Here is a 26,070-nt window from a genome sequence, read left to right on the forward strand (position 1 = left end):
CCTCCAGTATCAGTTAGTGGAATTTCGTCTGTATACGATTTCGCCACCTATGATTGTTGTCTCGGTGTTTGTTCTTATTTCAAGGGGGTCTCCATCATAAATAACAATATCTGCATTTTTACCCTCTTCGATGCTGCCCAGTTTATCTGCAAGCCCTATCGCCATAGCCGGATTTATCGTAAGCATTTTCACCGCATCGCTGTATTCCATTCCTTCTTTCACCATCAATCCTGCCGCAACGGCAAGATAACTTATGTTGGAAAAGGGATGGTCGGATGTGAGGGAGACCAGGCAGCCGTTTTCTGTCAATATCCTTGAAGTGTCAATTGTAGCATTCTTCAGCTCCTGCTTGGATTTGAACATAAGGGGAGGCCCCGTCATTATAGGCACTTTCCTTGATGACAGCTCTTCTATGATGAGGTGGCCTTCCGTACAGTGGTCCAATGTATATTTCAAGTTGAATCTTTCGGCAAGACGTATTCCTGACAGTATGTCATCTGACCTGTGTGCATGGATTTTCAACGGTATTTTCCCTTCCAGCAAGGGAAGGTACGTATCCCAGTAGAAATCCACAATAGTTTCATCGGCAGATTTCCTTTCACGATAAAGCATTGCCTTTTCAAATTCCTCTTCAAGAATGGAGAATGTTGACATCCTTGAAGAGGGAGATTTGCCTATGGAGCCGTAGACATTCTTCGGATTTTCGCCGAAAGCGACTTTAAGTGCAGCATAGGAATCCACTGTCATTTCGGAGATTGTTTTCCCCCATGTCTTTATTATTGCCGCTTGTCCTCCAAGTGCGTTACCGCTTCCCGGTGTAATCATTATTGTTGTGAACCCTGCCTTGACAGCGTCTTCAAAACACTTGTCTCTTGGATTGGCACCGTCTATTGCCCTCATTAGGGGAGTTATTGGACTGACGCATTCATTTGCATCGTTGCCGTTCTGTGTATTTGTCCACATTCCAAGGTGCGAATGTGCATCAATGAAACCCGGGAATACAATCTTGTTTTCGGCATTTATCACCGTAGTACCCTCGCTTGGGCTTATTCCCTTTTCAAAAGTCTTTATCTTTGAACCTGAAACAAGTATATCCTTTTCGACATGGAATCCTTTGTTTACATCGAATACCTGTCCGTTTTTTATTAGAATGGACATGGCAGCCTCCCTTTCTATTCTATCTCCAGAAGGTCAGTCAGTATGCCCAAATAAACCTTTGTAGAATTTACAACATCCTCAATGTCAACAGTTTCATTGTAGGAGTGGATACCTTCAGTGTTGGCAGGACCGTACTGTATGGTGGGTATATTTTTGTAGCGATAGTATCTTGCATCGCTTGAAGCCCACTGGTAAGCAGGAAGAACCTCTTTGTCCCATATTTTCTCTGCATTTTCCACAGCTGACACTACAATATCCTTGTCCACATCAGTGTAGTTTGCTTCAGAATTCCAGTTGAATTCATACTCAATATTGTCAAGACCCAGTCCTTTGACTATGTTCTTGAATTTTTCTTCTATGTCACTTGCCTTTACACCGATAGGCATTCTTACATCTATTGCCGACTCGCAGTAATCAGGCACCATGTTGGTTTTTATTCCACCGCTTATGGTTCCTATATTTACGGCCACATGGTCTATTACGTTCTCTACGCCTTCAGCCTTCAATGCTCCCTTGGCTATGGTTTTGGAATCCTTCAGGACCTTAAGCTGCTTGTCGCTGTATACTCCCTTGATTTCAGTGAGCTTTTCGACTTCTGCCAGGATTTTCATGAGTTTTGTTATGGCGTTTTCTCCAACATAATTGCCTATGCTGCCATGAGCTGATATCCCGTATGACTTTATCTTTATCCACAGGGAACCTTTCTGGCCCACTTCGACGTTGCTGTATGATGTAGGTTCGGCAACCAGACATGCGTCAGCATCGAAATCATATCCATTTTCCATGAGCCATTTTGTACCCATGGATCCTCCGGTTTCTTCATCAGGTACTATATGAAGTACAATCTTGCCCTTCAGCTTTGCATTGTTTTCCTTAAGCAGTCTTGTTGCAAACATGATTCCTGCCAGACCTGCCTTCATATCGGAAGTGCCCCTTCCCAGTATGCGGGTGTCAGTTATTTCGCCTGAAAAAGGATCGAAATCCCACTTGTTCAGGTCTCCGACAGGTACGACGTCAGCATGGCCGTTAAGTATTATGGTTTTCCCTTCATCATTGCCAAGTTGTGCGACTATATTTGGGTATTCTTCCTTCGATCTGATAATATCATGACTGATGTTTCCTTCGTTCAAATATTCGGATATGAATTTTGTGATTTCCTCTACATTGCCCGTAGGGTTTTCGCTGGGTATCTTTATAAGATCTGATACCAATTTAATCAATTCTTCTTTTTTTTCCTCCAGTTGAGACCAGAGAAATTGTTTGGTGTTTTCTTTCATGGCTGACTCCCTGTATTTTTAGTTTATTTTAATGATTATGTATTAGTATTATTCATATAAGAAGCATGATACTTTGTGTTTCCCTTTGATGCTCTTGAGCTCAGGCATTTTTCTGGTGCAGATGTCCATACATTTGGGGCACCTTGTTGAAAGGGGACAGCCGGCGGGAAGATTGAGGGGGCTCGGTATGTCGCCTATCAATTCAAACCTTTCTTTTCTATCGAAGGGGCTTTCAGGCGGAATCGCCGAAAACAGCGCCTTTGTGTAGGGATGCTTTGGAGCGCTGTATATATCCTTGGCATTTCCCAACTCGACAATTTTTCCCAGATACATTATTGCGATCCTGTCGCTTATGTATTTGACAACGCTAAGGTCATGGGAGATGAAAATATATGTGAGATTGAACTTTTTCTGCAGGTTTTTCATTAAATTTAGCACCTGAGCCTGTACGGATACATCAAGAGCTGAAACCGGCTCGTCGCATACGATAACCTTGGGATTGAGGGCCAGTGCCCTTGCAACGTTTATCCTCTGTCTCTGACCTCCGCTGAATTCGTGGGGATATCTGTTGACATGAAACGTGTCAAGTCCGACTTCCTTAAGCAGTTCGATTACCTTTTTCTTTCGTTCTGACGGTGTTCCGATATTGTGGATTATCATAGGTTCTTCAATGATGGAACCTATGGTTTTCCTAGGGTCCAGTGATGAGTACGGATCCTGGAATATTATTTGTATATCCTTTCTGATGCCTTTGAGTTCAGAGTGCTTAAGCTTGTTTATGACGTCGTCGTTGTAGATTATTTCTCCTGACGAGGGGTTGTGTAGCTGGATTATGCACTTGCCCAGAGTCGATTTGCCGCACCCGGATTCTCCTATTACTCCAAGGGTTTCCCCTTCGTATACTTCGAATGATACATCGTTGACAGCCTTAAGGATTTTAGGCTTTTCAAAAAGACGGGTTCCCTTTATCTTGAAATTCTTTGACAGGTTGTCTATTTTCAGAACTGTATTGTCCATTATTCACCCTCCTTTCTTTCAAGTTTCATTTCTGCGGTCTGGAAGTGACAGGCCACAAAGTGTCCTTTATCTATTTCGATCAAATCAGGTGCCTTTTCCATACACAGATCCTGAGCATAAGGGCACCTGTTGTGGAAGTTGCATGATCCGCCAGTAAGCTTCAAATCGGGAGGAGAACCCTTTATAGCCTTCAACGGTTTTTCCGTATCCTGGCTAAGTTTTGGCATGGAATCAAGCAAGCCCCATGTGTATGGATGCAGTGGTTTTTCATAGAGTGTTGTTGCTTTAGCGTATTCAACGGTCTTTCCGGCATACATGACCATTACCGTGTCGCAGACATCCCAGATTACTCCCAGGTTGTGTGTGATCAGAAGGATGGAAGTATCCATCTTTTCCTGAAGGTCACGCAGGAGGTTGAGCACCTGTGCCTGAACCGTAACGTCCAGTGCCGTTGTAGGCTCGTCCGCTATTATGACTTTGGGATTGCAGACTATGGCCATGGCTATCATGACCCTCTGCCTCATCCCGCCGGAGAATTCATGGGGATATGCATTCATCCTTCTTTCAGCCTCGGGGATGCCTACCATCTCAAGGGCTTCCACGGCAAGCTTTCTGGCTTCTTCCTTCGAAACATTCTGATGGACCTTTATTACTTCGATTATCTGTTCACCGATTTTATATACCGGATCAAGGGAGGTCATGGGATCCTGGAAGATCATGGATATATCCTTGCCTCTCAGGGAAAGCAGGTCTCTTTTGCTCATTTTCACAATGTCGTTGCCTTCGAAGAGTATCTGGCCCCCTGTAATTTTTCCGACAGGCTCCGGAATCAGTCGCATTATGGAAGAAGCCGTTACGCTTTTGCCTGAACCGGATTCGCCTACTATGCCCATCGTTTCGCCCTTTTTCAATGTGAAGCTGACACCGTCAACAGCTTTTGCTGTGCCGGTGGAAAGAAAAAAGTATGTTTTAAGATCTTTTACTTCAATTATATTATCGCTCATTATTCACCTTCTATTCATAAGACTTAATCATAGCTTTAAAATCATTTTTTGTACTGGACATGTTTGCATCAGCCATAAGATCGATGGCTGTCATTGCCATTGCCTTGGCACCTGTTATCAGCGCCTTGCGTCCCCTGTCATCACCGCATGCCTCTTCAAATTCAATCGTATGACCCCTCAATCCGGGTGCAACTTTGATATATGACTGCAGAGCAGGCAGGTGGTGGGTTATGTTGCCCATGTCTGTACATCCGATACCAAGCTCTTTTCTTCTTGGCATGACTGTCTCTCCAAGTGAAACAAGATTCTTTTCCAGAAGATTCTCTATAGTGTGGTTGTTTCTGATGTCTTCGTAGGACAGGCGATAAAAATCATATTCAAATCTTGTTCCTGTGATCTTGGAAATGTATTCGCAGGTTTCAAGCAGTCTATTGACCAGAGCCTTCTTTGTCTTCATATTGAAAGACCTTACTGTGAACCTTGCCTGACAGTGGTCGGGTATGTAAATTGGATTTTCACCACCCTTGGTTATAACTCCAAGTATCTTTCCTTCGCTTCCAAGTTCAAGGCGCATGGCATTAATGATATTGAAAAGTTCAATGACTGCATTAAGGGCATTTATACCTTCTTCGGGGAAGGTGGCGGCATGGGCGGTTTTACCGTAGAAGTTGACTTCTACATCGGTCATGGAATACGAGATGTCGTTGACTACCGTTTCATTTGCAGGGTGCAGTATCATGGCTGCATCGAGATCATCAAAGACTCCTTTTTCAAGCATAAGAATCTTTCCGCCTCCGCCTTCTTCGGCAGGAGTGCCGAAAACACTGATTTTACCGCCTGTTTCGTCAATGGCCGACTTAACTGCAACACCTGCGCCTGCGGCCATTGCAGCCATCAGGTTGTGGCCGCAGGAATGACCCATTCCCGGAACGGCGTCGTATTCTGCCATTATGCCTATGTAGTAGCCTTCCTTGCCCGAATCATAGACTGCCTTGAAAGATGTTTCAAGGTCGGCCACACCCTTTTCTACTGTGAAACCTGAGTTTTCAAGATATTCCGTGAGCTTCTCCGCTGCCAGATATTCCTTGAAGCAGTATTCCGGATTATTAAATATATAGTCGGAAATGTCAAACAGGTCTTCCGATACTTCATCTATTTTGTTTTGAACTATTTCTTTAAATCTATGTATATCCATTTTTTTGTCCTTTCAGTGGCATATCGATTATCTTTTCATCTTTGGATCCAGAACATCCCTTATTCCGTCGCCGAGGAGGTTAAATCCGAGGACGGTGAGAAGGATGAAGATACCCGATATGGTTGCTATGTGAGGCGCCGTTATGAGGCTGTCCTTACCGGCTCTCAGGATGTTTCCCCAGGAAGCCGTAGGAGGAGTGATTCCAAGGCCCAGAAAGCTAAGTGCTGCCTCGGATATTATCGCTCCGGCTATGTTAAGCGTTGCATAAACAATTATGGGGGACATTATGTTAGGAAGTATATGCATGAAAAGCAGCCTGTTGCTTGATGCACCGAGAGCTCTTACTGCATTACAGTACTCCTCGTTTTTTACTATGTGGACCTGTCCTCTTACGATACGTGCATATCTTGGAACATTTGCTATTCCTATTGCAAGTATTACATTCCTAAGCCCGTTGCCCAGCACTGTCATTAGAACTATGGACAGAAGCACGAATGGGAAGGCGAACATGCCGTCCATGAATCGCATTATTATTGAATCCACTATTCCGCCCTTGAATCCTGATATGAGTCCCAGAAATATGCCTATGAGTCCACCGACTATAGTACCTCCTACGGCAACAATTATTGATATCCTTGAACCATAGATTATCCTGCTCAGCAAATCTCTACCGAATTCATCGGTGCCGAAAATGTGTCCCTTTTCACCCGGCTTCAGGTGTATGTTGCCAAGACTCATCTCGTTGGGATCGTAGGGAGCAAGAATAGGAGAAAAAATCGCCATCAAGGTCATAATTACTACTATAACAAGACCTATCATAGCTGTTTTGTTTCTTTTCAGTTTGTTCCAGGCATTGTTTGCAGTTCTTTCCTTTTTCAGCATTTCTTCCTGGTTTTTGATGTCCAATGAACTTTTTGACATTATTCTCCACCTCCTTTATCTCCGTCGTAGCTTACCTTTGGATTCACATAAAGATACAGTATGTCCACTATCAGGTTAACGAATACAAACAGGAAGGCAATGAAAAGTACGGCACCTTGAATAAGCATATAGTCCCTGTTTTCGATTGCATCAACGATCATCCTTCCCATACCGGGCCAGCTGAAAATGGTCTCAGTAAGGATTGCTCCTGAAAGTGAAGTTGACACCTGCAGACCGATAACGGTCAGTATGGGCGGGAGGGCGTTCTTTAGAGCATGCTTCCAAATTACAATGCTTTCCCTTAAACCTTTCGAGCGAAGGGATTTGATATAGTCCTGCTTTACGACATCAAGCATGCTTGACCTGGTTATTCTTGCAAATGTTGCTGCAGGAATCGTTGCCATACATACGCTGGGCAGTATTAAATGCTTGATTACATCCCAAAGTCCCTTGTCGAGGCTTCCCATACCTATTGATGGAAGCCAATCAAGATTTACACTGAAAACAAGTACAAGCATGAGTCCAAGCCAGAATATGGGCATGGAAACACCGACTAATGCTCCAATCATTGATACATAATCAAATATTGAATACTGTCTGGTAGCTGATATTATTCCTATGGGTATTGCAACCAACATTGCAAGACAAAGACTGACAACAGTCAGAATTAATGTGTTTGGAAATCTTTCAAGTATTAGTTTCATGACGGGTTCATTGTAGGCGTATGATTTTCCAAAATCACCCTTTGTTACATCCTTCAGGTAGATCAGGTATTGTTCTCCTATGCTTTTATTTAGACCCAGCTCTTCTCTAAGTTCCTCAACAGCTTCAACGGGTGCCTGGGGTCCCAGCATTGTTTTGGCTGGATCGCCCGGAATCATTCGTGTTATTACGAAAATTATTGTGGAAACGATGAAGAGGATTGGTATGAGTTGTATTATTCTTTTTAGAATCGTTTTTACCATTGTCTCACTCCTTAAATTTTACGACAAATACAATTATAATATATTTTTCACACAATATGATAGCCGAAAACTCTGTATTTTCATACAGAGTCTTCAGCGATGAAATTACTTCATCCAAACATTTATTTCAGGGGAACAAACAACAATTTGATTATCCGCTCTCATCATGAAATCTTGTACTGCAGGATTGAATCCATATATTACTTTTTCATTCGAATAGTTTATTCTTGAATAGTTTTCTGTTATCAGCTTAAGAGCTTCCTTGTAAAGCGCTGCCCTTTCTTCGGTGTCCGTAACCTTGAGTGCTTCGTCAAGGAGTCTGTCGACTTCGGGATTGTTGAATCCCTGGCCGTTTCCAAGAGCACCTATTTCGCTGCTGTGGAACATTTTGTTGAGGAAGAAGAATGGATCCGGATACCATGTCCATGACATTCCGTACATGTCAGCCTGGCCGCTTGAAGCTATTTCGCTGAATGTACCCCATTCTGCAGTTTTTATCTCAAGATCTATGTTCAGGTTCTGCTTCAGGTATGCTTGGAGTATTGTACACATCTTAACCCTTGCAGGCTTGTTTGATACATATATCTCCAATGAGAATCCGTCAGGATATCCGGCCTCTTCAAGAAGCTGCTTTGCAAGTTCAGGGTTGTAGGAAGGTACTATGCTTTCAAGGGAAGCATCATATCCCCATGATCCCGGAGGCAATGGAAGATATGCTCTTTGAGCTTCGTCGAACTGGTAGATTCCCTTTACCATTTCATCTATGTCGACTGCTCTTATGATCGCTTCCCTTACCTTGATATCAGCAGTTGGTCCGTGCATAAGGTTCATGTACATATATGCAACATGGAGTCCCGGCAATTCCTGAATAACCAGGTCGGCATCATCTCTTACTATCTGTACGCTTTCACCTGTAAGATCTGTAGCTACATCTATTTCGCCCGTTCTGAGTGCATTTGTCATTTGGTTTGAATCAGTTATTATCTTGTATACCAAGCCGTCAAGATATGGATCAGCCGCCCAGTAGTTTTCGTTCTTTTCAAGAATAACCTCTTGGTCCATTTTGAACTCTTTCAATGCGAAAGGTCCTGTTCCAACCAGGTGCGAGCCGAATGAATCTCCCCATCCTTCAACTTCTTCCTGCGGTACTATTACGTTTCCTGCATCAGTAAGAACTGTAAGGAATGCAGAGCTTGGCTCATTCAAGTATAACTCCACTTCGTAATCGTTGATTATTTCGACATGGTCAAGCATTCCAAGCCTGTTCATCGCAGATTCGTTGGCAGATCTTTCCAGTGCATATTTTACGTCAGCTGCAGTAAAATGCTTTCCATCCTGGTATTCGCCTTTTTGGAAGTATACATCATCTCTCAGCTTGAACGTGTAGACAAGACCGTCTTCGCTGGCAGACCATTCGGTTGCAAGATTAGGCGCTATTCCCGACAGGTCCTGTTTGTAGGCTACAAGTGTATCTGCAACACTTCTGATGACCTGTCCTTCATATACTCCGGTATATTTGATCGGATCAAGGTTCTTGGGAGCCGATGCAAGTGCGATGTTCAATACTCCACCGAACTTGTCCTCTTCTGCTACAGGTTCATTTGAATCAGGTTCTTCGGCTGGAGTCTGGTCTGAAGGTTCTTCAGCGGGCTCTTGAGCCGGTTCTTCAGTTGGCTGACTGCATCCGGTGAAAGCCGATAAACACAGAATCAGAACCAACAGAAGTGATAAAAATTTTCTTTTGTTTGTCATTGTTTCCTCCCTTAAATAAATATTTATATTTAGCATTTTAATGCCAAATTACTTGGTTTATTTTTTCATTCCGGCAGTCTGGTATTTTTTGCCGTCTCCGTACAATTCCAATAGCTGTTTGAGGTTATCATCGTCGTAGAAGCTGCATGCACCTGTGGTGTAGTCCTTTGCCACTTCTATCGCAAACCTTGCAGCAGATTCGACATCAAGTCCATGGGTAGCGCCTGTAGAACATCCGGCAACGGCGACTTCAGTTGTTATTGCAACTCCCACTACAGGTGCATCAGTGGCTATGGCTGGCTGAAGTATGCTGTTCAAGTGAGGCAGTCCGTTTGAATATGGTGTAATATCCTGAGTTGAGAGTGCAAATACAAAGGGAAGCTTTCCTGTTACCCTTTTTGCAACCTGGAGCAGGTCATAGCTTACAGGAAGTATGTATCCTTCCTTGACCGTGGGGGATATGGCAAATCCGTTGCAGTTGATTACTTCATTTCCCTTTGTAGTATCTATGGAAATTATAGCATCCATCTCGTCGATGACTTCAACATTGTTCATCTGATCCATATCAACAGGAGAGCCCATGAAAGGTACAGGGTAGTGTTCCTGTGTAGGAGCATCGGGACATATGTGAGTCGTTATTATAACATCACCTTCCAGTGAATCGCCACGCTTTTTCATTTCAATAAGCTTGAGCGCTGCAGAAAGTGCAGCCAGTGCTCCGTCTCCGTCTGATACGAATCCTGTAACCTCAGGTCTTGCTCCCAGACCTCCAAGTCTGCCTATTATTCCAAGGGTTGGAACATTTCCACCGGATATTTTTCCGTTTTTTCCGCTGACTACTATCTTTATGAAGTCGGTTTTGCCTCCTTCTCCATGAACCGGTGTGACAGTAATATCTTCACCGCCGCATCTTTCAAGATAATCCTTAACAAGATTTCCACTGGCGTCGGATCTATCCAATAAATCGTAGATTTCTAAAACCTGTTTTAATAACATTTTTGCCTCCTAAGTGTTTATACAAAAAATTGTATTAAATCGTAGCGGGAATTGCTATGTGCAAATGCACACTAATGAATTGTGATTTCCCAACCCTTGCACACAATATTTCAATATCTTAACATTTAGTTTATGAAATCTTAACAAGGGGATATTTGTCTATGGTTTTAATGAAAATATAAAAACAGCTGATTTCAACGGTTTTGTTGGCTGGTGACTACTATATAAGGAGTTGTGTATCTAAAATAAAGACATAAAACCCTTTGTGTGCACTATGTACAAATACGTGTTTAGAGGAATACGTATTGACATTGTATGGTAAATAGGAAATGAACTGAATGTCTTTTATTAGGGTGTGCAGTATGCACACCTTTTTTAATCTATGTGTGTACTGATGGATACCCTTGTTAAGAAAATTTTAGTATATAATTAAATTAATTTAACAAACATAACTGCTTAATCTGAATCGGGAGGTGAGTGATTTGAATAAGAAGTATAAAATAGGCATTTTAAGAGTTCTTACAACTGAAGATTCAAAAATTTTAATGGCGCATCAAAAAATACTTGAAAACCTTTTCTTGGAATTCGAGTATGAAACAAAGTGCATACCTGATCAATATGAGGGAATCCATGATGAAGAGACATACAATGTTGCTTTTCCTAAAATCATAGACTTGGCAAGCAAATGGGAGAACGACATTGATGGTCTTATAGTAAGCTGTGCAGGTGATCCTGCAGTGCGACATCTTCAAGATATGTTGTCAATTCCTGTTGTGGGTGCAGGTATTTCCGCAGCGAGTCTGTCTCTCAATTATGGTGAAAAAGTCGGCATAATCGGCATTGAGGAATATCCGCCGCCGGCCTATGAGGATATTCTGGGTAACAGGATAATAGGATATGAGTTGCCGGAGGGAATAGAAAATACAAATGATTTGCAGACAGAAAAAGGAAAGGCATCGATAGTAGAATCGGCAATGAGACTGAAGGGAAAAGGCTGCGACGTAATTGCGTTTGCCTGCACGGGATTATCGACTGCAAATGCAGTAGACATGCTGAAGGATATCGGGATTCCGGTTGTTGATGCCGTAGTGGCGGAAGGAACTATTATGAAATACAAAATAACTGAAAAAAGCATGAGGGAGAGAATTTGTGTACAAAATAGATAATATTAAGGGTAAATGTGCTGTAAGAGGTGGTTCATTTCTGGGCGGTGGCGGAGGCGGATCGGAAAATGAAGGTATCAGAACACTAGAGGAAGCTCTAAAATTTGGAGATATCATTGTCAAGGGAATTGATGAGTTTGAAGACGATGACATTATTGTCACCGCATCCGCAGTTGGTTCACCTGCATCTAAAGAAGGATACGTATCCGTTGAACAGGTGGTCGATAATTTCAATCTTTTCAAAATGTTATACGGAAAAGAGATAAAGGGAATCATAACAAATGAAAATGGAGGACATTCCACAACAAACGGATGGATATTGTCGGCAGCAACGGGGATTCCTCTGGTTGATGCACCCTGCAACGGAAGAGCCCATCCAACGGGAGTCATGGGCAGCATGGGACTTGAAAGCAGGAAGGATTACCTTACGGTCCAAACAGCAGCAGGAGGCAAGGATGAGAAAGCAATTGCAACATATGTAAAAGGAAAGATGGATAGTGCTGCCAAAATGGTGAGACAGACAGCTGTTGAAGCGGGCGGACTCGTTACTGTTTTGAGAAATCCTGTTGAAGCGGATTATGTAAAGAAGAATGCTGCAATCGGATCACTTGCCATGGCTGTTGAAATAGGTGAAATATTTGAAGAATATGATGACTGCAAGGGAATAACGGATAAACTGAATGAAAGATACAATCTTGAGACCATAGCATATGGGAAAGTCATCGATTGCAGCCTGACTATTGAAGGTGGATTTGATCATGGCCATGTAACAATAGGAGATGGGAATGATGAATTCAAGGTCACATTCTGGAATGAATTTATGACCATTGACAAAGAGGGTGTAAGGTTAGCCACATTCCCGGATTTGATTGGTCTCATTGATTCGAAGACTACAGAGATATTGACGAGTGCAACTGTGAAGGAAGGCGACGAAGTTTGTCTGTACAGGATACCCAAAGAAAATCTTATCTTGGGTTCAGGTATGAAGAACAGGGAACAGTTGAGACTGGTTGAAAAGGTCTTGAATACAGAAATAGTAAAATTTATTGAGGAGTAGTTTATGTTAAAACAAGTTATTGATTTATTTGAAATCTTGGACAAACCTTCTGTTGACGGTTATGAAGTCGAGAAATATTTCAGGAGTGAAACGGATATTGAAGATATTTTCGTTAATCGCATATCCGGAGAAAAGGGGAGTACCGACTTCATCAGAGTCACAATCCCGGGAAAAAATGGAAGAAAAAACGGAGGGGATGCACCTACCCTGGGAATCGTGGGAAGACTTGGAGGTATCGGAGCAAGACCTGAGGTTACAGGATTTGTATCTGACGGTGACGGAGCACTGGCTGCCTTGGCTGCAGGGTTGAAGCTTGGGATAATGCACAAGAATGGCGACATTCTGGAAGGAGATGTCATCGTATCGACCCACATATGCCCCGATGCACCGACAAGGCCTCATAAGCCCGTTCCATTCATGGGTTCGCCTGTAGATATTCAGGAGATGAATGATGTGGAAGTCATCGACGAGATGGACTGCATACTTTCAATCGATACGACTAAGGGTAACTATATAATAACAAACAAGGGAATCGCAATATCACCTACAGTGAAGGATGGCTATATTCTGAAGGTCAGCGAAGACCTGCTGAACATAATGATGAGGGTTACAGGCAAGCTTCCCAATGTATTCGCGTTGTCGCAACAGGATATTACTCCATACGGGAACGGATTGTATCACTTGAACAGCATTCTCCAGCCGGCAATAGCGACAGGTGCACCGGTAGTTGGTGTAGCCGTATCGACAGAGGTTCCCGTAGCCGGATGTGCAACAGGAGCAACCCATATTACTGATGTTGAGCTGGCGGCACGATATGCAGTCGAAACGGCAAAGGACTACACGGAAGGAAAGTGCAAATTTTATGATGAGGAGGAATTCGAAAAAATAATAGCCCTGTATGGAGATATGAAGAGATTTCAGACAAAGGGGAATGCATAATGAAAAAGATACAGGTGACTTTGACTGTAGAAGAATCAAAAGAACTTATAGCTGAAAACATACTTTTTCATCCAAGTTTCAAAAAGTCCCTCAAATCAGGCAGCATTGTCTTTAAGGGAGGAACCACGGTATCAAGAATTTGCGAGAAGTCAACCGGCATACCTTTGCGGATATGCGGCAGAATTACGGAAAGGGGAACTGTGACCTCGGACATTGAAACTGATAATCCGCACACCCTTCTATTGAATGGGGGTGTATCCAGAAACATCGACGGCAATCTCTTGGATGAATTGTCGGCTCTGGACTCAAACGACCTGATAGTATGTTCGGCCAACGCCATTGATGTTTACGGCAATGCCGTGTTGATGGCAGGAAGTGAAGGCGGAGGCTCAATAGGACAATCGATATCCAGATGGTATACGGAGGGGGTGAAGGTGTTAATACCTGTTGGATTGGAAAAACTTGTACCTGGAAACCTCAATGAATCCATCAGGTTTGCATCGAGAAAGGATATCGATTTTTCAAATGGAATGTCTGTCGGATTGATACCTCTTCATGGTGAGATTTTTACAGAAATAAATGCATTCAGGCAGTTGGGAGAGGTTGACGTCAAGGTGATCGGATCCGGTGGCATCGGTAACGCAAATGGAAGCAAGACATTTCAAATATCCGGTGAAGATGCTGAGGTGGACAGGATACTCAAGGTATTAGAGGAATTGAAAAATCAAACCATCAAAGTTTCAGGGGAAACTGTTTCCTTGATGGAATGCGCCTATCCGTCCAAGCGATGCAAGTTTCATACAGGATGTTCATATAAGAGTGGTGAACTCAAGGAAGTCAAGACGAAAAAGCTTGGAGTCATAACAATAGGACAGTCGCCCAGAGCTGATTTCTTGAAAGATATTGTACCGATACTTTCATCAGAATACCGGATTGTTGAAAAAGGTGCACTGGACGGCTATGAATATGAAGAAATCACAAGAAGATTCAAGCCGGTTGAAGGAGATACAGTATTGGTATCTAGATTGAGGGATGGAAGGCAGGTTGTAATAGCTGAAAAGCATATACTGCCTTTGATACAGGATGCTGTATATGAATTGGAAAGATCGGGATGCAAGACAATCCTGCTCATGTGTACAGGCAAGTTTCCGGAAATCAAGCACAACTCACTGCTCATAAAACCACAGGAAATAATACCACAGATGATTAAGAAGATCATTGACGGTGGGAAACTGGGAATAATAATACCTGATGAATCGCAAGTCGATCAGATGTATAAATGGTGGAACATGTCAGAAGGTCTGACAGTCAAAGTTGCTTCACCGTATGAAAATCCGGAAAACTTGAAAAAGGCAGCAGAAGAATTAAAGGATGAAGAAGTAGATATCATATATATGGATTGTATGGGATACACAAGGGAAATGAAAACCATAGTAGAAAGCATATCCGGCAAGACGACAATACTCCCTAGGACCCTTGCAATAGGAATTATCAACAATTTATAAATATATTTTAGGAGGAGAATATGGAACAATCAACCAATATGAAAAAGAAACATCCATCGGCCCTGCATCCGGGCATACTGATTCTGAACATAATAGTTTCGGTGCTGGGAGCAATAATAGGTATGGAGCTTATCACCAGGCTTGGTATAAGTACGAATACCTCAATAGTCGGTGCATTGTTTGCAATACTGATAGCCAGAATACCTATAAACATTTTTAAGAGCTTCAGGGATATCAACTCACAAAACCTGGTACAGACAGCGATTTCAGGCGCCACTTTTTCGGCTGCCAACGGACTCATGCTGCCTATAGGAATACCTTATTTGATGGGGAGACCAGAACTTGTAGTACCAATGCTGATTGGAGCCGGTCTGGCTGTTGTAACCGATGCAACAATACTTTACTTCAGCTTTGACACGGAAGCATTTCCGGCCATAGGTGCCTGGCCTCCGGGAATAGCTGCAGCGGAAGCAATACTTGCTGCATCAAGAAAAGGCAGAAAAGGCGTTCTTCTCCTGGTAGGAATAGCAGGCGGAGTTGTAGGAAAGATGTTGACAATACCTACAGATATTTTCGGCGTGGCATGGATTGGAAATATATTTGCCTTGCTGGCTTTTGGAGTCGGCTTGATTTTCAGGGGATATGCTCCTCAATGGTTTGGACTCGACCTGAATGCAATGTACATACCTCACGGAGTTATGATAGGTGCAGGTCTTGTTGCATTGATACAGATCATAAGGATACTTTTCAAGAAGGATGAAGGCGAAAACAGTGCAGGAGAAAACTTCACCAGATCTTTGTTTGAAATGAAAAAAGGAATGGGAAGAGGTTACCTTGCCTATATTGCAATTGCTTTGGTCATAGCACTCGCAGGTGGATTGTTGAGCCACATGTCACCGGCTATGATGGTTTTCTGGATAATATTTGCCGCATTTGCCGCTATAGCTTCAGAGCTGATAGTCGGTATAGCCGCCATGCACTCCGGATGGTTTCCTGCATTTGCAACGGCACTCATCTTCCTGGTCCTGGGAATGTTAATAGGATTTCCACCGCTGGCATTGGCCTTGCTGGTCGGATTCACTGCTTCGACAGGACCGGCATTTGCCGACATGGCCTATGACCTTAAAGCCGGATGGATTCTAAGAGGTTCGGGAGCTGATCCTGAATTTGAAAAAGAGGGAAGAAAGCAGCAGTATATTGCCGAATTGATAAGTTTCATGGTAGCCATAATTGTAGTTGCATTTGCTCACAACTTCTACTTTGAGCAGGACCTGTTCCCACCTGTTGACAGGGTATATGTAGCTACAATAGAGGCTGGTGCAAATATAGACGTAGCCATGAAGTTGTTGATCTGGGCTGTACCCGGAGCCATAATACAGTTTGCAGGAGGGCCTTCGAGACAGCTTGGAGTATTGTTCGCCACAGGTCTTTTAATCAACTATCCAATTGCCGGAATAACAGTAATCGCAGGTTTGATTATTAGAACAATAGTCGTAAAAATATTCAAGCAGGAAGGACAAAATTCCTTGTACGTACTTGGAGCTGGATTCATTGCAGGTGCTGCAGTCTATGGTTTCTTTACTTCAACATTGAAATTGGGGAAAAAATAAAAATGAACGGCCTTCCTTAACGGGAGGCCTTTTACTTCGATTTTATGTTATAATTACTTTAATTGATTTGAGGTGATCATATGAAGGTAAGGGATCTGTTTTCGATAAACAAGGAATTTTCAAAGTTTGAAGTGATTGCAGGTGAAAATGGTCTTGATAGGGAAATAACGGATATAGATGTATTTGAAATTCCTGACGGGTTGCTTTGGTTGAATGAAGGTGAATTCAGCATAACAACGGGGTACTATTTCAAGGATAATCCTGAGGATTTGATGAGTGTAGTTGAATACCATGCTAAAAAAAATGCTTCGGGAATAGGAATAAAGCTGGGCAGATTTATAGACAGCTTGCCTCAGGAAATCATTGACAGGGCCAATGAAATGAATTTTCCAATTATTAATATTCCTATTCATGTAGACTGGGGAAGCATTATATGGCCTGTAGTCAGTTCTTTGCTTGGAGAAGACAGCTATGAAGATTATATGATGTCGAAGTTCAAGGAAGAGCTAAACGGCATCGTGAATAAAAAGTACTATTTGGATGAGATTGTCTTGCTTCTAAACAGTTATTTGAACGGAGATGTATACATCATCGACAAAGATCAATTTGGTTTAATAAAAAGCATGCCTCTTGAGGATGAATACAACAAGTTGAGGCAGATTATTAAAAGCAATATCGACAATATTGGAAATGATACTTTTTTTGAAGAAATTGATGATAAATGGTTTAAGGTAGAAAAGATTGCCCACCACGGTATTGATTATGGATACTTGGGGATTGTATCGGACAGGTACAGGAACGAGAGCAATGCGCTCGACAACAAGATGCTGAATGAAGTATTGCCACATATTATCATTCATATTTTAAGCTACAACAAGCAGAGGTATGAGTACTTTGAGTCCGCTGAGGATCTTTTCATGGAATTAATTATCGGGAATTATAACGAAGAGGAAAGCAGGCTAAGGGAAGAGGCTAAATTGCTGAGTCTTGACTATCATGAAAGCAGGGTAGTGTTGTATCTCAAATGCAAGGAGTATTTGGAAGAAACAGACAGGAAAAGTGAAGCGGAATTTTTGAGGCGTATGTTTTCTTTGAAAAACAAAGGATTCTATTGCTTTGATGATGGTGAAAAAATTGTGATGGTATTGTCAATTGAGGATATAGATAGAGAGCATATCGAAAAGATCTGTGCGGATATAATCGGGAAAATGAAATTGAACAGCAGCTGTACGAATATGGAATTTGGCATCAGCAAGGAATGCAGGAGTTTGAAGAATATCAAATCGGCCTATGAAGAAGCTGAATTCGCATATAAAATGGGGAATGCTCTAAATAATGAGAAGATAAGATTTTATGATGATTACATTGTTTATCATGTGATGACAAAGCTGCATAATCATCCTACAGTCATGAAATTGTATAATAACATTATTGTTAAAATCAGAACCGAAAGCGGCAATAAGGAAGAACTGATTAAAACCCTTAAATGTTATGTGAAGAACGATTTCAATATTTCTAAAACATCGGATGAATTGTATTTGCACAGAAACTCATTGTATAAGAGATTGAACAAGATCCAAGAGATAATTGGATATGATTTTGAAAAATCTGATACTAAATTTATTATCAATATGGTATCGAAGCTTGATGATTTGATTAATTAGGAGGTTGTATATGTTTAATGAGCAAGAGATAGTTGGAAGGTTTACGGAATATGTGAAGACAGCCAGTGAGACGGGTTGTGAAGGAGAGTTTTACGAAAGATTGATAGATGATCTTGAAAAACTTGGAGCGGCGGTTACCGTAGACGATGCGGGTGAAAAGTGCGGTTCAAATGCAAATAATATATATGCATGGTTTGAAGGCGATGAGAGTATTAAACCCCTCATATTCAGTTGTCACATGGACACAGTAAAGCCCGGGAAAGACATAGAGACAATAATTGAAGACGGCATGATAAAAAGCAAGGGAGATACAATACTTGGGAGCGATGACAAGTCGGGAATAACTGCGATTATGGAAGCCATGAAAGCAGTGAAGGACAAGGATGAAAATCATCGGCCAATACAGATAATATTCACCATCAGCGAGGAAGGGGGACTTAAGGGATCCAAGAATCTTGATTTCAAAAGGCTTGTTTCCGACAGATGCTACGTATTCGACAGCAGTGGACCTGTAGGAAAGATAATAGTCCAGGCTCCTGCCCAGAATAAGATTACTGCTACGATAAAGGGAAAACCGGCCCATGCAGGCATTGCACCTGAGAAAGGAGTCAGCGCAATAATGGCAGGATCAGATGCAATAAGCAATATGAGACTTCTGAGAATTGATGAAGAGACAACAGCCAATATCGGTACCTTTGAAGCAGTGGGAGCGACAAATATTGTCAGCCCAAAAGCCAGAATTATCGGTGAGGTGAGAAGCCTCGACAGGGAGAAGATTGCAGTCCAGACTGAGCACATGGAAAAATGTTTCAGGGAATCGGCTGAAAAGCATGGCGCCGAAATTGAGATTGAAATTGAAGAGATGTATGATCCATATAAGTTTGGTGATGATGAAGACAATGTGATATTTGTAATGGAGAAACTTAGAAGTATTGGTGTGGACCCATATACGGCATCTTCTGGAGGCGGAAGTGATGCAAATGTGTTCAATTCCAAGGGAATAAAGGCGATAAATATTGCATGTGGGGTGAACAATGCACATACAACGGATGAATGCATTAAGGTTGATGAACTGGTCAAGCTGACTGAACTGGTGTATGGTATGATTACTGTATAGGTGAGTATATGAAGATTGATGAATTGTTTGCTTTGAATAAGGATTTTAGGAAATTCGAATACATATGTGGAGTAGATGGCAAGGACAATGAAATCAATAATATTGAAGTTACCGAGGTTCCGGAAGGAGTCTATTGGGTAAAGGAAGGCGATCTTCTCGTTACTACGGGATATTTTTTTAGAAATGACGAGGTCGCCTTTGAAAATTTCATAAAAATGCTGATATACCATAAGGCTGCCGGTCTGGCAATTAAGCTTGGAAGATATATTGACAAGATACCTCAAAAAATCGTTCAGATAGCTGAAAACAACAATTTCCCTATTATAAACGTCCCCTTCCACATGAGATACAGCAGCATACTGTGGCCTGTTGCCAATAAATTGGTAGATACGGAAAAATACAGCGATTATATCCTTAAGACATATAAAAAAGAGTTGAAGGAGGAGATGAAGAACAATTATAATCTTGATGCTATTACCGACTTGCTGTCGGTATACATTGGAAGTACTGTAAGTGTTTTTTGGGAGAACAACAAGAAACAGATAAATACTTCCGATGTTCTGGAAACCAGGAATATTCACAGGACACTTATGGATAATTACAAAACCTTGTTTCAAACCGACAAAAGGTATGGTCATATAGAAAAAGAAGAAGGACAATATTTTTTCTTTAAAATAGAAGCAGTCAATCAAATTGTTGCGTATATGGGTGTGTTCTATCCCAAAACAGAATCCATATCAGAAACGGACCTGGAGCTGGTGGAAGAGACGATTCCATTCATATCAATATATCTGCTTTCAAATTCGCACCATAATCTCAGTCATTACAAGAGTCTCAATGAGTTTTATCAATGTCTCATCGAGGGGGATTATTCAAATAACGAAAGGAAGCTAAGGGAGGAAGCAGCATATTTCGATATGGAGTTCAACAAGAGTCGCTATGTATGGATAGTTCAAATGCCTGAAATCAGTGTTGATAATTATAGAAGGTTTGTAAATATTGCAACAAGTCATCTGGATTTGAGTACAAAGGAGTACTATCTGATAGAAAAGAGCAAGAGGTTAATATTCATCACTTCAACCAACGCCGAGCAGTTCAATGAAAGATATATCATTGAATTTTATTCTGAACTGATCAAACGAATCGAATACTCCTTTAAGGGATTGAGCTATTTTATCGGTATCAGCAAGGTGTGCAATGTTTTAAAGTACTTAAACTATGCACATGATGAAGCTGTATTCGCCTACAAGCTTGGAAGCAAGATCCACCCTGAAAGAAAAATATACTATTACGATGATTATATCGTCTATCATCTTCTTCATGAGGTGTCGGACCATCCTGCATTGTCAAAGATATACAAGAACACTGTGGAGAGGATAATTCGCTACGATGCTGAAAACAATACAGATTTTTTTGACACGCTGTCATCTCTCATTGAAAATGATTTCAACATAAACCAAACTGCAAACGCCTTGTTTGTTCACAGGAATACATTGTATAAGAGAATGAATAAAATAGACAACCTGCTTGACCTGAACTTGGAAAAGTCGGAAAGCAGGTTGCTGTTGCAATTGGCATTCAAACTGAAGGATTTGCAGAACTAGGCGGAAAGTTTTTTTAGAATCAGAACGATCAGTTCAAAGATCCTTGCTGCAGATTCGATACTAATTCTTTCTTTGGGGCTGTGTACATCAAACACATCGGGACCGAATGCGACAATGTCGAGATTTTCAATCATGTTGTCGAAGTATCCGCATTCAAGTCCGGCGTGAATTGATGATAAGGTTGCTTCTTTTCCAGTCAGTTGAGTATACGATTCCATCGATATTTTTCTAAGGCTTGAATCAGGATTGAATTCCCAGCCGGGATAGTTGTTGAAAAAAACTGATTCACAGCCTTGAATATTTGCCAGTGACTTGATTTTATCGATGATTTCATTTTTTCTGCTTTCCGCGGAGCTCCTGATTGATGACAGCAAAATAAGTTTGTCATTTTCCGTATGTATTGCGCCGATGTTGGCAGAGGTTTCTACCATGTCTTTCAACGATTTGTCCATATGTATGACACCGTTCGGCAGCAGCTGTATCATACTGATTATCTTGCTGAACGTATATTTGGTATATACACTGATTGTGCTTTCGTTTTTTGATACTTCGGTTTCTATTTTAACCTGGTCAAGTGGATTCAGCTCACTGTTCAATACAGCTTCCATGTCGCGCAAGTCATCATTGATCTTTTCAGGATCGCTGCATAAGATGGAGGATCTGCAAATATTTGGTATGGCATTTGCCTTCCCGTCGCATTCGATATTGCTAAGAGATATTTCATTGTGGTCACCAACATACTTTAACACTCTTGCCATCAGCACTATGGCATTTCCTCTCATTTTGTCTATTTCCATGCCAGAATGGCCGCCCTTCAAACCGGATACCGAGATTTTGACTGAATATTTTTCGGAATTCGATGGCGTCATGTATAGGGGTATCCTGGTTTCGCTGCGTACTCCTCCTGCACATGATACAAAGAAAAATCCTTCGTTTTCAGCGTCGAGATTTATATAATTCTTGCCTTTTAGTTTTGAGGCATCAATATGTGCTGCTCCTGCCAGGCCAACCTCCTCTTGAACCGTTATTACTATTTCAAGATCAGGGTGGGGAATATCCTTCGAATCCATTAGATTCATAAGGTAGGAGATGGCAATTCCGTTATCTGCACCGAGGGAAGTCCCTTTCGAATAAAGAAATCCATCTTTTTCATATACATCTATTCCTTCAGAGTATTCATGCTCGGAATCTGAATCCTTGACGTATACCATGTCCATGTGTCCCTGCAGAATAACTGCAGGACCACTGTAATTTTCAATTGTTGATTTCTTCTTGATTATCAAGTTGTAAAAATCGTCCTGGTGAACATCAAGATTCTTTGTTCTTGCATATGCTGCAAGAAAATCGCTTATTCTTTTTTCGTCTCCTGATGCCCGGGGGATTTTGCTTATCGTTCTGAAGTTTTCGATTATTGAATCTTTGTAGTCAATCATTTTAACTCCCCGATTTATTTCTAATATCCATTGATATTGAGTTTCTTGCACAGTGCTGCCACTTCAGGATCTACGTATTTTCCGTTAATTTCAAGAGGCTTACCATCCAGTATTATTGAAGGTTTGGACACAACTCCGTCCGTATGGGACGCGGCCGTCCAGAAGGCGCCTTTGATTTGTGAGCCCTGACTGCCTATTCCGAATTCCATGCAGCCGAATATCCTTTCATCTTCTACTATCCTTCCGGTAGCTTTCGTTACGCCCGGATTGAATCCAAGAGAATAGTGGGCGAGCCTGTACATGTTTTCGTCTTCAAAGTTCTCCAGCCATGCCCTGAAAACAGCTGCATCCTTTCCACCGTCAATATTCACAACCCTTCCATTTTCAAAGGTCAGTACAATGTTTGAGTTCAGAAGACCCAGTTCGGTTGGTGGAAATAACGCCACATCGAATACAAGAGTGCCGTTGATGGTTTCTTCAACTGGACACCAGCTAATCTGACCGCCAAGCATGTAGGGATATCCTTTATTGGTGGCAATCTGGCCGGAATGCCTTATTGCCCTTCCCCTGTTGTAGGCTTTCAGGTCTGTACCGTTTTTGTCCCTGATAATAACTTCATCCGCTTTCTCGAGTTTTCCCTTTATCAGTTCTCCCAGCTCTACAACCAATTTATAGTCAACCTTTCCGATTGTGTTTACCATCATGGTGACATCCATTCCGGTAAGGTTGATATACCTGCATCCAAAGTCCAATGCCTTTTGGTATGAAGAGCAGAGCATTATTGAAGAGTAGGCAAACTCAATCCATACATCGGCATGGGAAACAGCCTGTCCGATGGGTGGTACGGGTTCGGCATATGCATTTTCACTGGTGGGACAATAGATGACGACAGGTATGGCACCTACTGAATAGGCCGCATTTGCAGTTGCTTCAACCACTCTTCGATCTGAAGAACTGTCTGCGGTGATGACTATGTTTTCACCTTCCTTTGCCAGCATTACATCTTTTACGAGTTTATATGCTGCCTTTGCGGTTTCGTAAGACAGATAATCTTTTGACATTTCGATTCCTATTGGATAATTCATATTTCCTCCTAATAACCTTTTATTTTTAATTTTTTACAATAATTTACAGCTTCAGGATCGGTGTATATACCATCCTTTTCCAAATATTTGCCGTCTGCAATGATTGTAGGTTTTGAGACTATTCCATCCGTATGGGAAGCTGCATTCCAGAAAGCGCCTTTCAGGCTTTCTCCCTGACTTCCCAGACCGAACTCAATGCATCCGAAAATTCTCTCGTCCTCCACAATTCTTCCCGTAGCCTGTGTAACTCCCGGATTGAATCCTATGGAATAATGAGCAAGTCTAAACATGTTGGGGTCTTTGAAGTCACTCAGCCATCTGTTGAAGATTTCAGCGTCGCTTCCGCCTGTGATCTTCCTGACCCTGCCTTCTTCGAGCTCCATTACTATATTGCTGTTGATTATTCCGAGTTCCGATGGAGGGAAAACAGCTGCATCGAATATGAGGGTTCCGTGTATTGTTTCCTCTACCGGGCACCAGCTGACCTGACCTCCCAGCATTACCGGATAGCCTTTCTTGGTCGCCAATTGGCCGGAGTGCTTGACTTGTCTTCCTCGGTTGTAGGATTTCAGGTTTGTACCGTTCCTGTCCTGAATTATTATCTCATCAGACTTCTGGATATAGTCCGTCAAGTATTCCCCGAATTCAACCACCAGGTTGTAGTCGATTTTCCCTATGGTGTTTACAATCATTGTTGCGTCCATGCCCGTCAGGCATGTATATCTCGTTCCGTATTCCATTGCCTTCTGGAAGCACGGAGTATGCATGATGCAGTAGTAGGCAAATTCAATCCATACGTCTGCAGCAGCGACTGCAGATGCAACCGGAAGAACCGGTTCCTCAAATGCCTTGTACGTTGTGGGGTAGTTGATTATGACAGGGGAAGCACCAATTGAATAAGCTGCTTTTGCAGTCGCCTCTACAACCCTTGAGTCAGATGAACTGTCAGCCGTTATGACTACGGTTTCCCCCGGAAGCACAAGCATCACATCCTTGACCAATTTCATGGCTGCAGCCTGGACTTCGTAAGATAGATAGCTTTCCGACATCTCGATTCCTATTGGGTAATTCATAATTCCTCCTTGGCATGTTTTGATAATAAATTCTCATAACACTATTAATCTATGCTTATGTTGATTATATAATATATGATTTGCATATTGTGTAAACATAAGCACACCAAATCTATACAAAAATGTGCATGTAGCAACTGCGAGAAAAAAATCCAACTACTTGACTATATAGAGTAGTGTGGTATAATTAAAGTAGCTACTAGACTATGCATAGTAGTGGAGGTGAGATTATGGTAGACAGGGCACAGCTTCTGAAGGGACTGCTGGAAGGATGCATACTTGAGATAATACAGAGAGAAGAGACATACGGATACAAGATAACCAGCGACTTGAACGATTCGGGTTTCAAGGACTTGAACGAAGGAAGCGTCTATCCCGTTCTCATAAGGCTTGAAAAGAAGGGATACATAGTTTCGGAATCGAAGAAATCCCCTCTTGGACCCAAAAGGAAGTATTTCACCATAACAGATGAAGGAAGGGGATTTCTGAAATCATTCAAGGCCGTGTGGAAAGACATATCAAAGGTTGTGGATAATATTATGAAAGGCGGTGATCTTTGTGAATAATATTGGAAGAAACAAGCTCTTCATGTCAATTGGACTTTCAGTGCTTCTTATCATACAGATTATAATATTCATTAAGCTAAAGCCCGGTTCTAGAGGCCCAATAGGATTAATGTTTGGATTGATAATCCTGCTGGCTGTAATTGCTGTTGCAGCAAACTATTTTAGAATCAAGCAGCTGGAGGACAGGGTAAGGAACCTTCCCAAAGGATACAGGGATGCTTATATGGATGCCAATGAAGCCATTGCAACTATTGCAGGTCCAAGAAGTGAAAAAGTCAGAGTCATGGACATGGTCCTTGAAATATTCGAGCATGCGAGTCTTGAAAACAGGAACATAGACGATGTTACCGGTGGTGATCTTGAATCATTTCTTGAGGGGTTCGTTGAGGAAACCAAAGGCAGATCTTCGGCCCTTTACTGGTTTTCCTACAGTACGGCATTGTATATCGGCTACCTGCTGTTCATGAAGGCATACAAGGTCTTGAGAACAGGAGGCATATCAGTTGAAAAACTAAAGACCGAAACTCTTGATTTGGGTCTTGTGGCAACATATGCTATCATAGCCTATGCATTTTTCCCATGGATTAATCTTGCAATGCAAAAAGCTGCAAGGGAACAGTTGAGGGGCATAAAAAGATTGATAATACTTTTGCCGTTTGTTTTGCCTTTTGGACTGGTCGCCATGTTGATTCTTGTTGATAGTCCGTGGTTTGTAAAAATAATTGACACTCCCGTACCGGTCTTTGCTTCCGTTGCTTCCATTGCTGCCGGAGTGCTGCTTCTGGCAGGAAGTGTATTTTTGATGAGATATGCAAGTGTCAAAGGCAAGTAGACAAACATGAGTGATTTTTAGGGCAGATGCAACCGTCATGAATATGGTTGCCATCTGCTCTTTTGCATTAAACGAAGCGAAGCTGCCTTCTTACATTATGGGTAAATGTTTAGATTATGATTGTAATGGCAATTTTA

22 protein-coding genes are annotated in these 26,070 nt (G+C 41.9%); 10 read left to right on the forward strand and 12 right to left on the reverse strand.

Going from position 1 to position 26,070, the window contains the following annotated elements; all coding sequences use genetic code 11:
- Nucleotides 1–9 precede the first annotated feature (9 nt).
- The 9 genes from BUB05_RS01950 to BUB05_RS01990 all read right to left on the reverse strand — a co-directional run bounded on the left by BUB05_RS01950 (nt 10) and on the right by BUB05_RS01990 (nt 10,285).
- Nucleotides 10–1,158, reverse strand: coding sequence for an amidohydrolase (locus BUB05_RS01950; RefSeq protein WP_073046330.1), 1,149 nt, complete (start codon nt 1,156–1,158; stop codon nt 10–12).
- Nucleotides 1,159–1,172: 14 nt separating this feature from the next.
- Nucleotides 1,173–2,435, reverse strand: coding sequence for a M20 family metallopeptidase (locus tag BUB05_RS01955; protein ID WP_073046332.1), 1,263 nt, complete (start codon nt 2,433–2,435; stop codon nt 1,173–1,175).
- Nucleotides 2,436–2,483: 48 nt separating this feature from the next.
- Nucleotides 2,484–3,452: an ABC transporter ATP-binding protein gene (locus tag BUB05_RS01960; RefSeq protein WP_073046335.1), complete on the reverse strand. Its 969-nt coding sequence runs from the start codon at nt 3,450–3,452 to the stop codon at nt 2,484–2,486.
- Entirely contained in the window at nt 3,452–4,456 is a 1,005-nt protein-coding gene (locus tag BUB05_RS01965; protein WP_073046338.1) for an ABC transporter ATP-binding protein, read from the reverse strand. The genes BUB05_RS01960 and BUB05_RS01965 overlap by 1 nt, the downstream gene beginning before the upstream one ends.
- 10 nt (nt 4,457–4,466) lie before the next feature.
- Entirely contained in the window at nt 4,467–5,651 is a 1,185-nt protein-coding gene (locus tag BUB05_RS01970) for a M20 family metallopeptidase (protein ID WP_073046340.1), read from the reverse strand.
- Nucleotides 5,652–5,678: 27 nt separating this feature from the next.
- A complete protein-coding gene (locus tag BUB05_RS01975; RefSeq protein WP_073046343.1) occupies nt 5,679–6,572 on the reverse strand; it encodes an ABC transporter permease in 894 nt (297 codons plus the stop codon).
- Complete coding sequence (locus BUB05_RS01980; protein WP_073046346.1) at nt 6,572–7,537, reverse strand: ABC transporter permease; 966 nt, start codon at nt 7,535–7,537, stop codon at nt 6,572–6,574. Before BUB05_RS01980 ends, BUB05_RS01975 begins: the two co-directional genes overlap by 1 nt.
- 105 nt (nt 7,538–7,642) lie before the next feature.
- Nucleotides 7,643–9,289: an ABC transporter substrate-binding protein gene (locus tag BUB05_RS01985; RefSeq protein WP_073046349.1), complete on the reverse strand. Its 1,647-nt coding sequence runs from the start codon at nt 9,287–9,289 to the stop codon at nt 7,643–7,645.
- Nucleotides 9,290–9,346: 57 nt separating this feature from the next.
- Complete coding sequence (locus tag BUB05_RS01990; protein ID WP_073046352.1) at nt 9,347–10,285, reverse strand: DUF1177 domain-containing protein; 939 nt, start codon at nt 10,283–10,285, stop codon at nt 9,347–9,349.
- Between the two features lie 482 nt (nt 10,286–10,767).
- Between BUB05_RS01990 and BUB05_RS01995 the strand changes: the two genes are divergently transcribed.
- The 8 genes from BUB05_RS01995 (at nt 10,768) to BUB05_RS02030 (ending at nt 20,944) form a co-directional block, all read left to right on the forward strand.
- The gene (locus tag BUB05_RS01995; protein ID WP_094762641.1) at nt 10,768–11,451 is read left to right on the forward strand and encodes an aspartate/glutamate racemase family protein; all 684 of its coding nucleotides are present in this window, start codon (nt 10,768–10,770) and stop codon (nt 11,449–11,451) included.
- Nucleotides 11,435–12,505, forward strand: a complete 1,071-nt coding sequence (locus tag BUB05_RS02000) for an S-methyl thiohydantoin desulfurase domain-containing protein (RefSeq protein ID WP_073046355.1) — start codon at nt 11,435–11,437, stop codon at nt 12,503–12,505. The genes BUB05_RS01995 and BUB05_RS02000 overlap by 17 nt, the downstream gene beginning before the upstream one ends.
- A 3-nt stretch (nt 12,506–12,508) precedes the next feature.
- The gene (locus BUB05_RS02005; RefSeq protein ID WP_073046358.1) at nt 12,509–13,444 is read left to right on the forward strand and encodes a DUF1177 domain-containing protein; all 936 of its coding nucleotides are present in this window, start codon (nt 12,509–12,511) and stop codon (nt 13,442–13,444) included.
- A complete protein-coding gene (locus BUB05_RS18395; protein WP_094762642.1) occupies nt 13,444–14,949 on the forward strand; it encodes an AroM family protein in 1,506 nt (501 codons plus the stop codon). Before BUB05_RS02005 ends, BUB05_RS18395 begins: the two co-directional genes overlap by 1 nt.
- A gap of 20 nt (nt 14,950–14,969) precedes the next feature.
- A complete protein-coding gene (locus BUB05_RS02015) occupies nt 14,970–16,559 on the forward strand; it encodes an OPT/YSL family transporter (protein ID WP_073046361.1) in 1,590 nt (529 codons plus the stop codon).
- A gap of 80 nt (nt 16,560–16,639) precedes the next feature.
- Nucleotides 16,640–18,223: a PucR family transcriptional regulator gene (locus BUB05_RS02020; RefSeq protein ID WP_073046364.1), complete on the forward strand. Its 1,584-nt coding sequence runs from the start codon at nt 16,640–16,642 to the stop codon at nt 18,221–18,223.
- Nucleotides 18,224–18,233: 10 nt separating this feature from the next.
- On the forward strand, nt 18,234–19,340 hold the full coding sequence (locus BUB05_RS02025) for a M20/M25/M40 family metallo-hydrolase (RefSeq protein ID WP_073046368.1): 1,107 nt from the start codon (nt 18,234–18,236) through the stop codon (nt 19,338–19,340).
- A gap of 8 nt (nt 19,341–19,348) precedes the next feature.
- Nucleotides 19,349–20,944: a PucR family transcriptional regulator gene (locus tag BUB05_RS02030; protein ID WP_073046371.1), complete on the forward strand. Its 1,596-nt coding sequence runs from the start codon at nt 19,349–19,351 to the stop codon at nt 20,942–20,944.
- On the opposite strand, the gene pepD is transcribed toward BUB05_RS02030, so the two are convergent.
- From pepD to BUB05_RS02045, 3 genes are read right to left on the reverse strand one after another with little or no spacing between them, the layout of a single operon-like run.
- Entirely contained in the window at nt 20,941–22,377 is a 1,437-nt protein-coding gene (gene pepD, locus BUB05_RS02035; protein ID WP_073046374.1) for a beta-Ala-His dipeptidase, read from the reverse strand. The two genes, BUB05_RS02030 and pepD, sit on opposite strands and share 4 nt — an antisense overlap.
- A 20-nt stretch (nt 22,378–22,397) precedes the next feature.
- Nucleotides 22,398–23,462, reverse strand: coding sequence for an aminopeptidase (locus tag BUB05_RS02040; RefSeq protein ID WP_073046377.1), 1,065 nt, complete (start codon nt 23,460–23,462; stop codon nt 22,398–22,400).
- A gap of 8 nt (nt 23,463–23,470) precedes the next feature.
- A complete protein-coding gene (locus BUB05_RS02045; RefSeq protein WP_073046380.1) occupies nt 23,471–24,535 on the reverse strand; it encodes a 2,5-dihydroxypyridine 5,6-dioxygenase NicX family protein in 1,065 nt (354 codons plus the stop codon).
- A 230-nt stretch (nt 24,536–24,765) separates the two neighbouring features.
- On the opposite strand from BUB05_RS02045, the gene BUB05_RS02050 reads away from it, so the two are divergent.
- Together BUB05_RS02050 and BUB05_RS02055 are read left to right on the forward strand one after the other, a co-directional pair.
- Entirely contained in the window at nt 24,766–25,101 is a 336-nt protein-coding gene (locus BUB05_RS02050) for a PadR family transcriptional regulator (protein ID WP_073046383.1), read from the forward strand.
- Nucleotides 25,094–25,933, forward strand: coding sequence for a DUF1048 domain-containing protein (locus BUB05_RS02055; RefSeq protein WP_073046386.1), 840 nt, complete (start codon nt 25,094–25,096; stop codon nt 25,931–25,933). The genes BUB05_RS02050 and BUB05_RS02055 overlap by 8 nt, the downstream gene beginning before the upstream one ends.
- The last annotated feature ends 137 nt before the right edge of the window (nt 25,934–26,070 follow it).

Source organism: Dethiosulfatibacter aminovorans DSM 17477, from assembly GCF_900142005.1.
In the GTDB taxonomy this organism is placed as follows: Bacteria; Bacillota; Clostridia; order Tissierellales; family Dethiosulfatibacteraceae; genus Dethiosulfatibacter; species Dethiosulfatibacter aminovorans.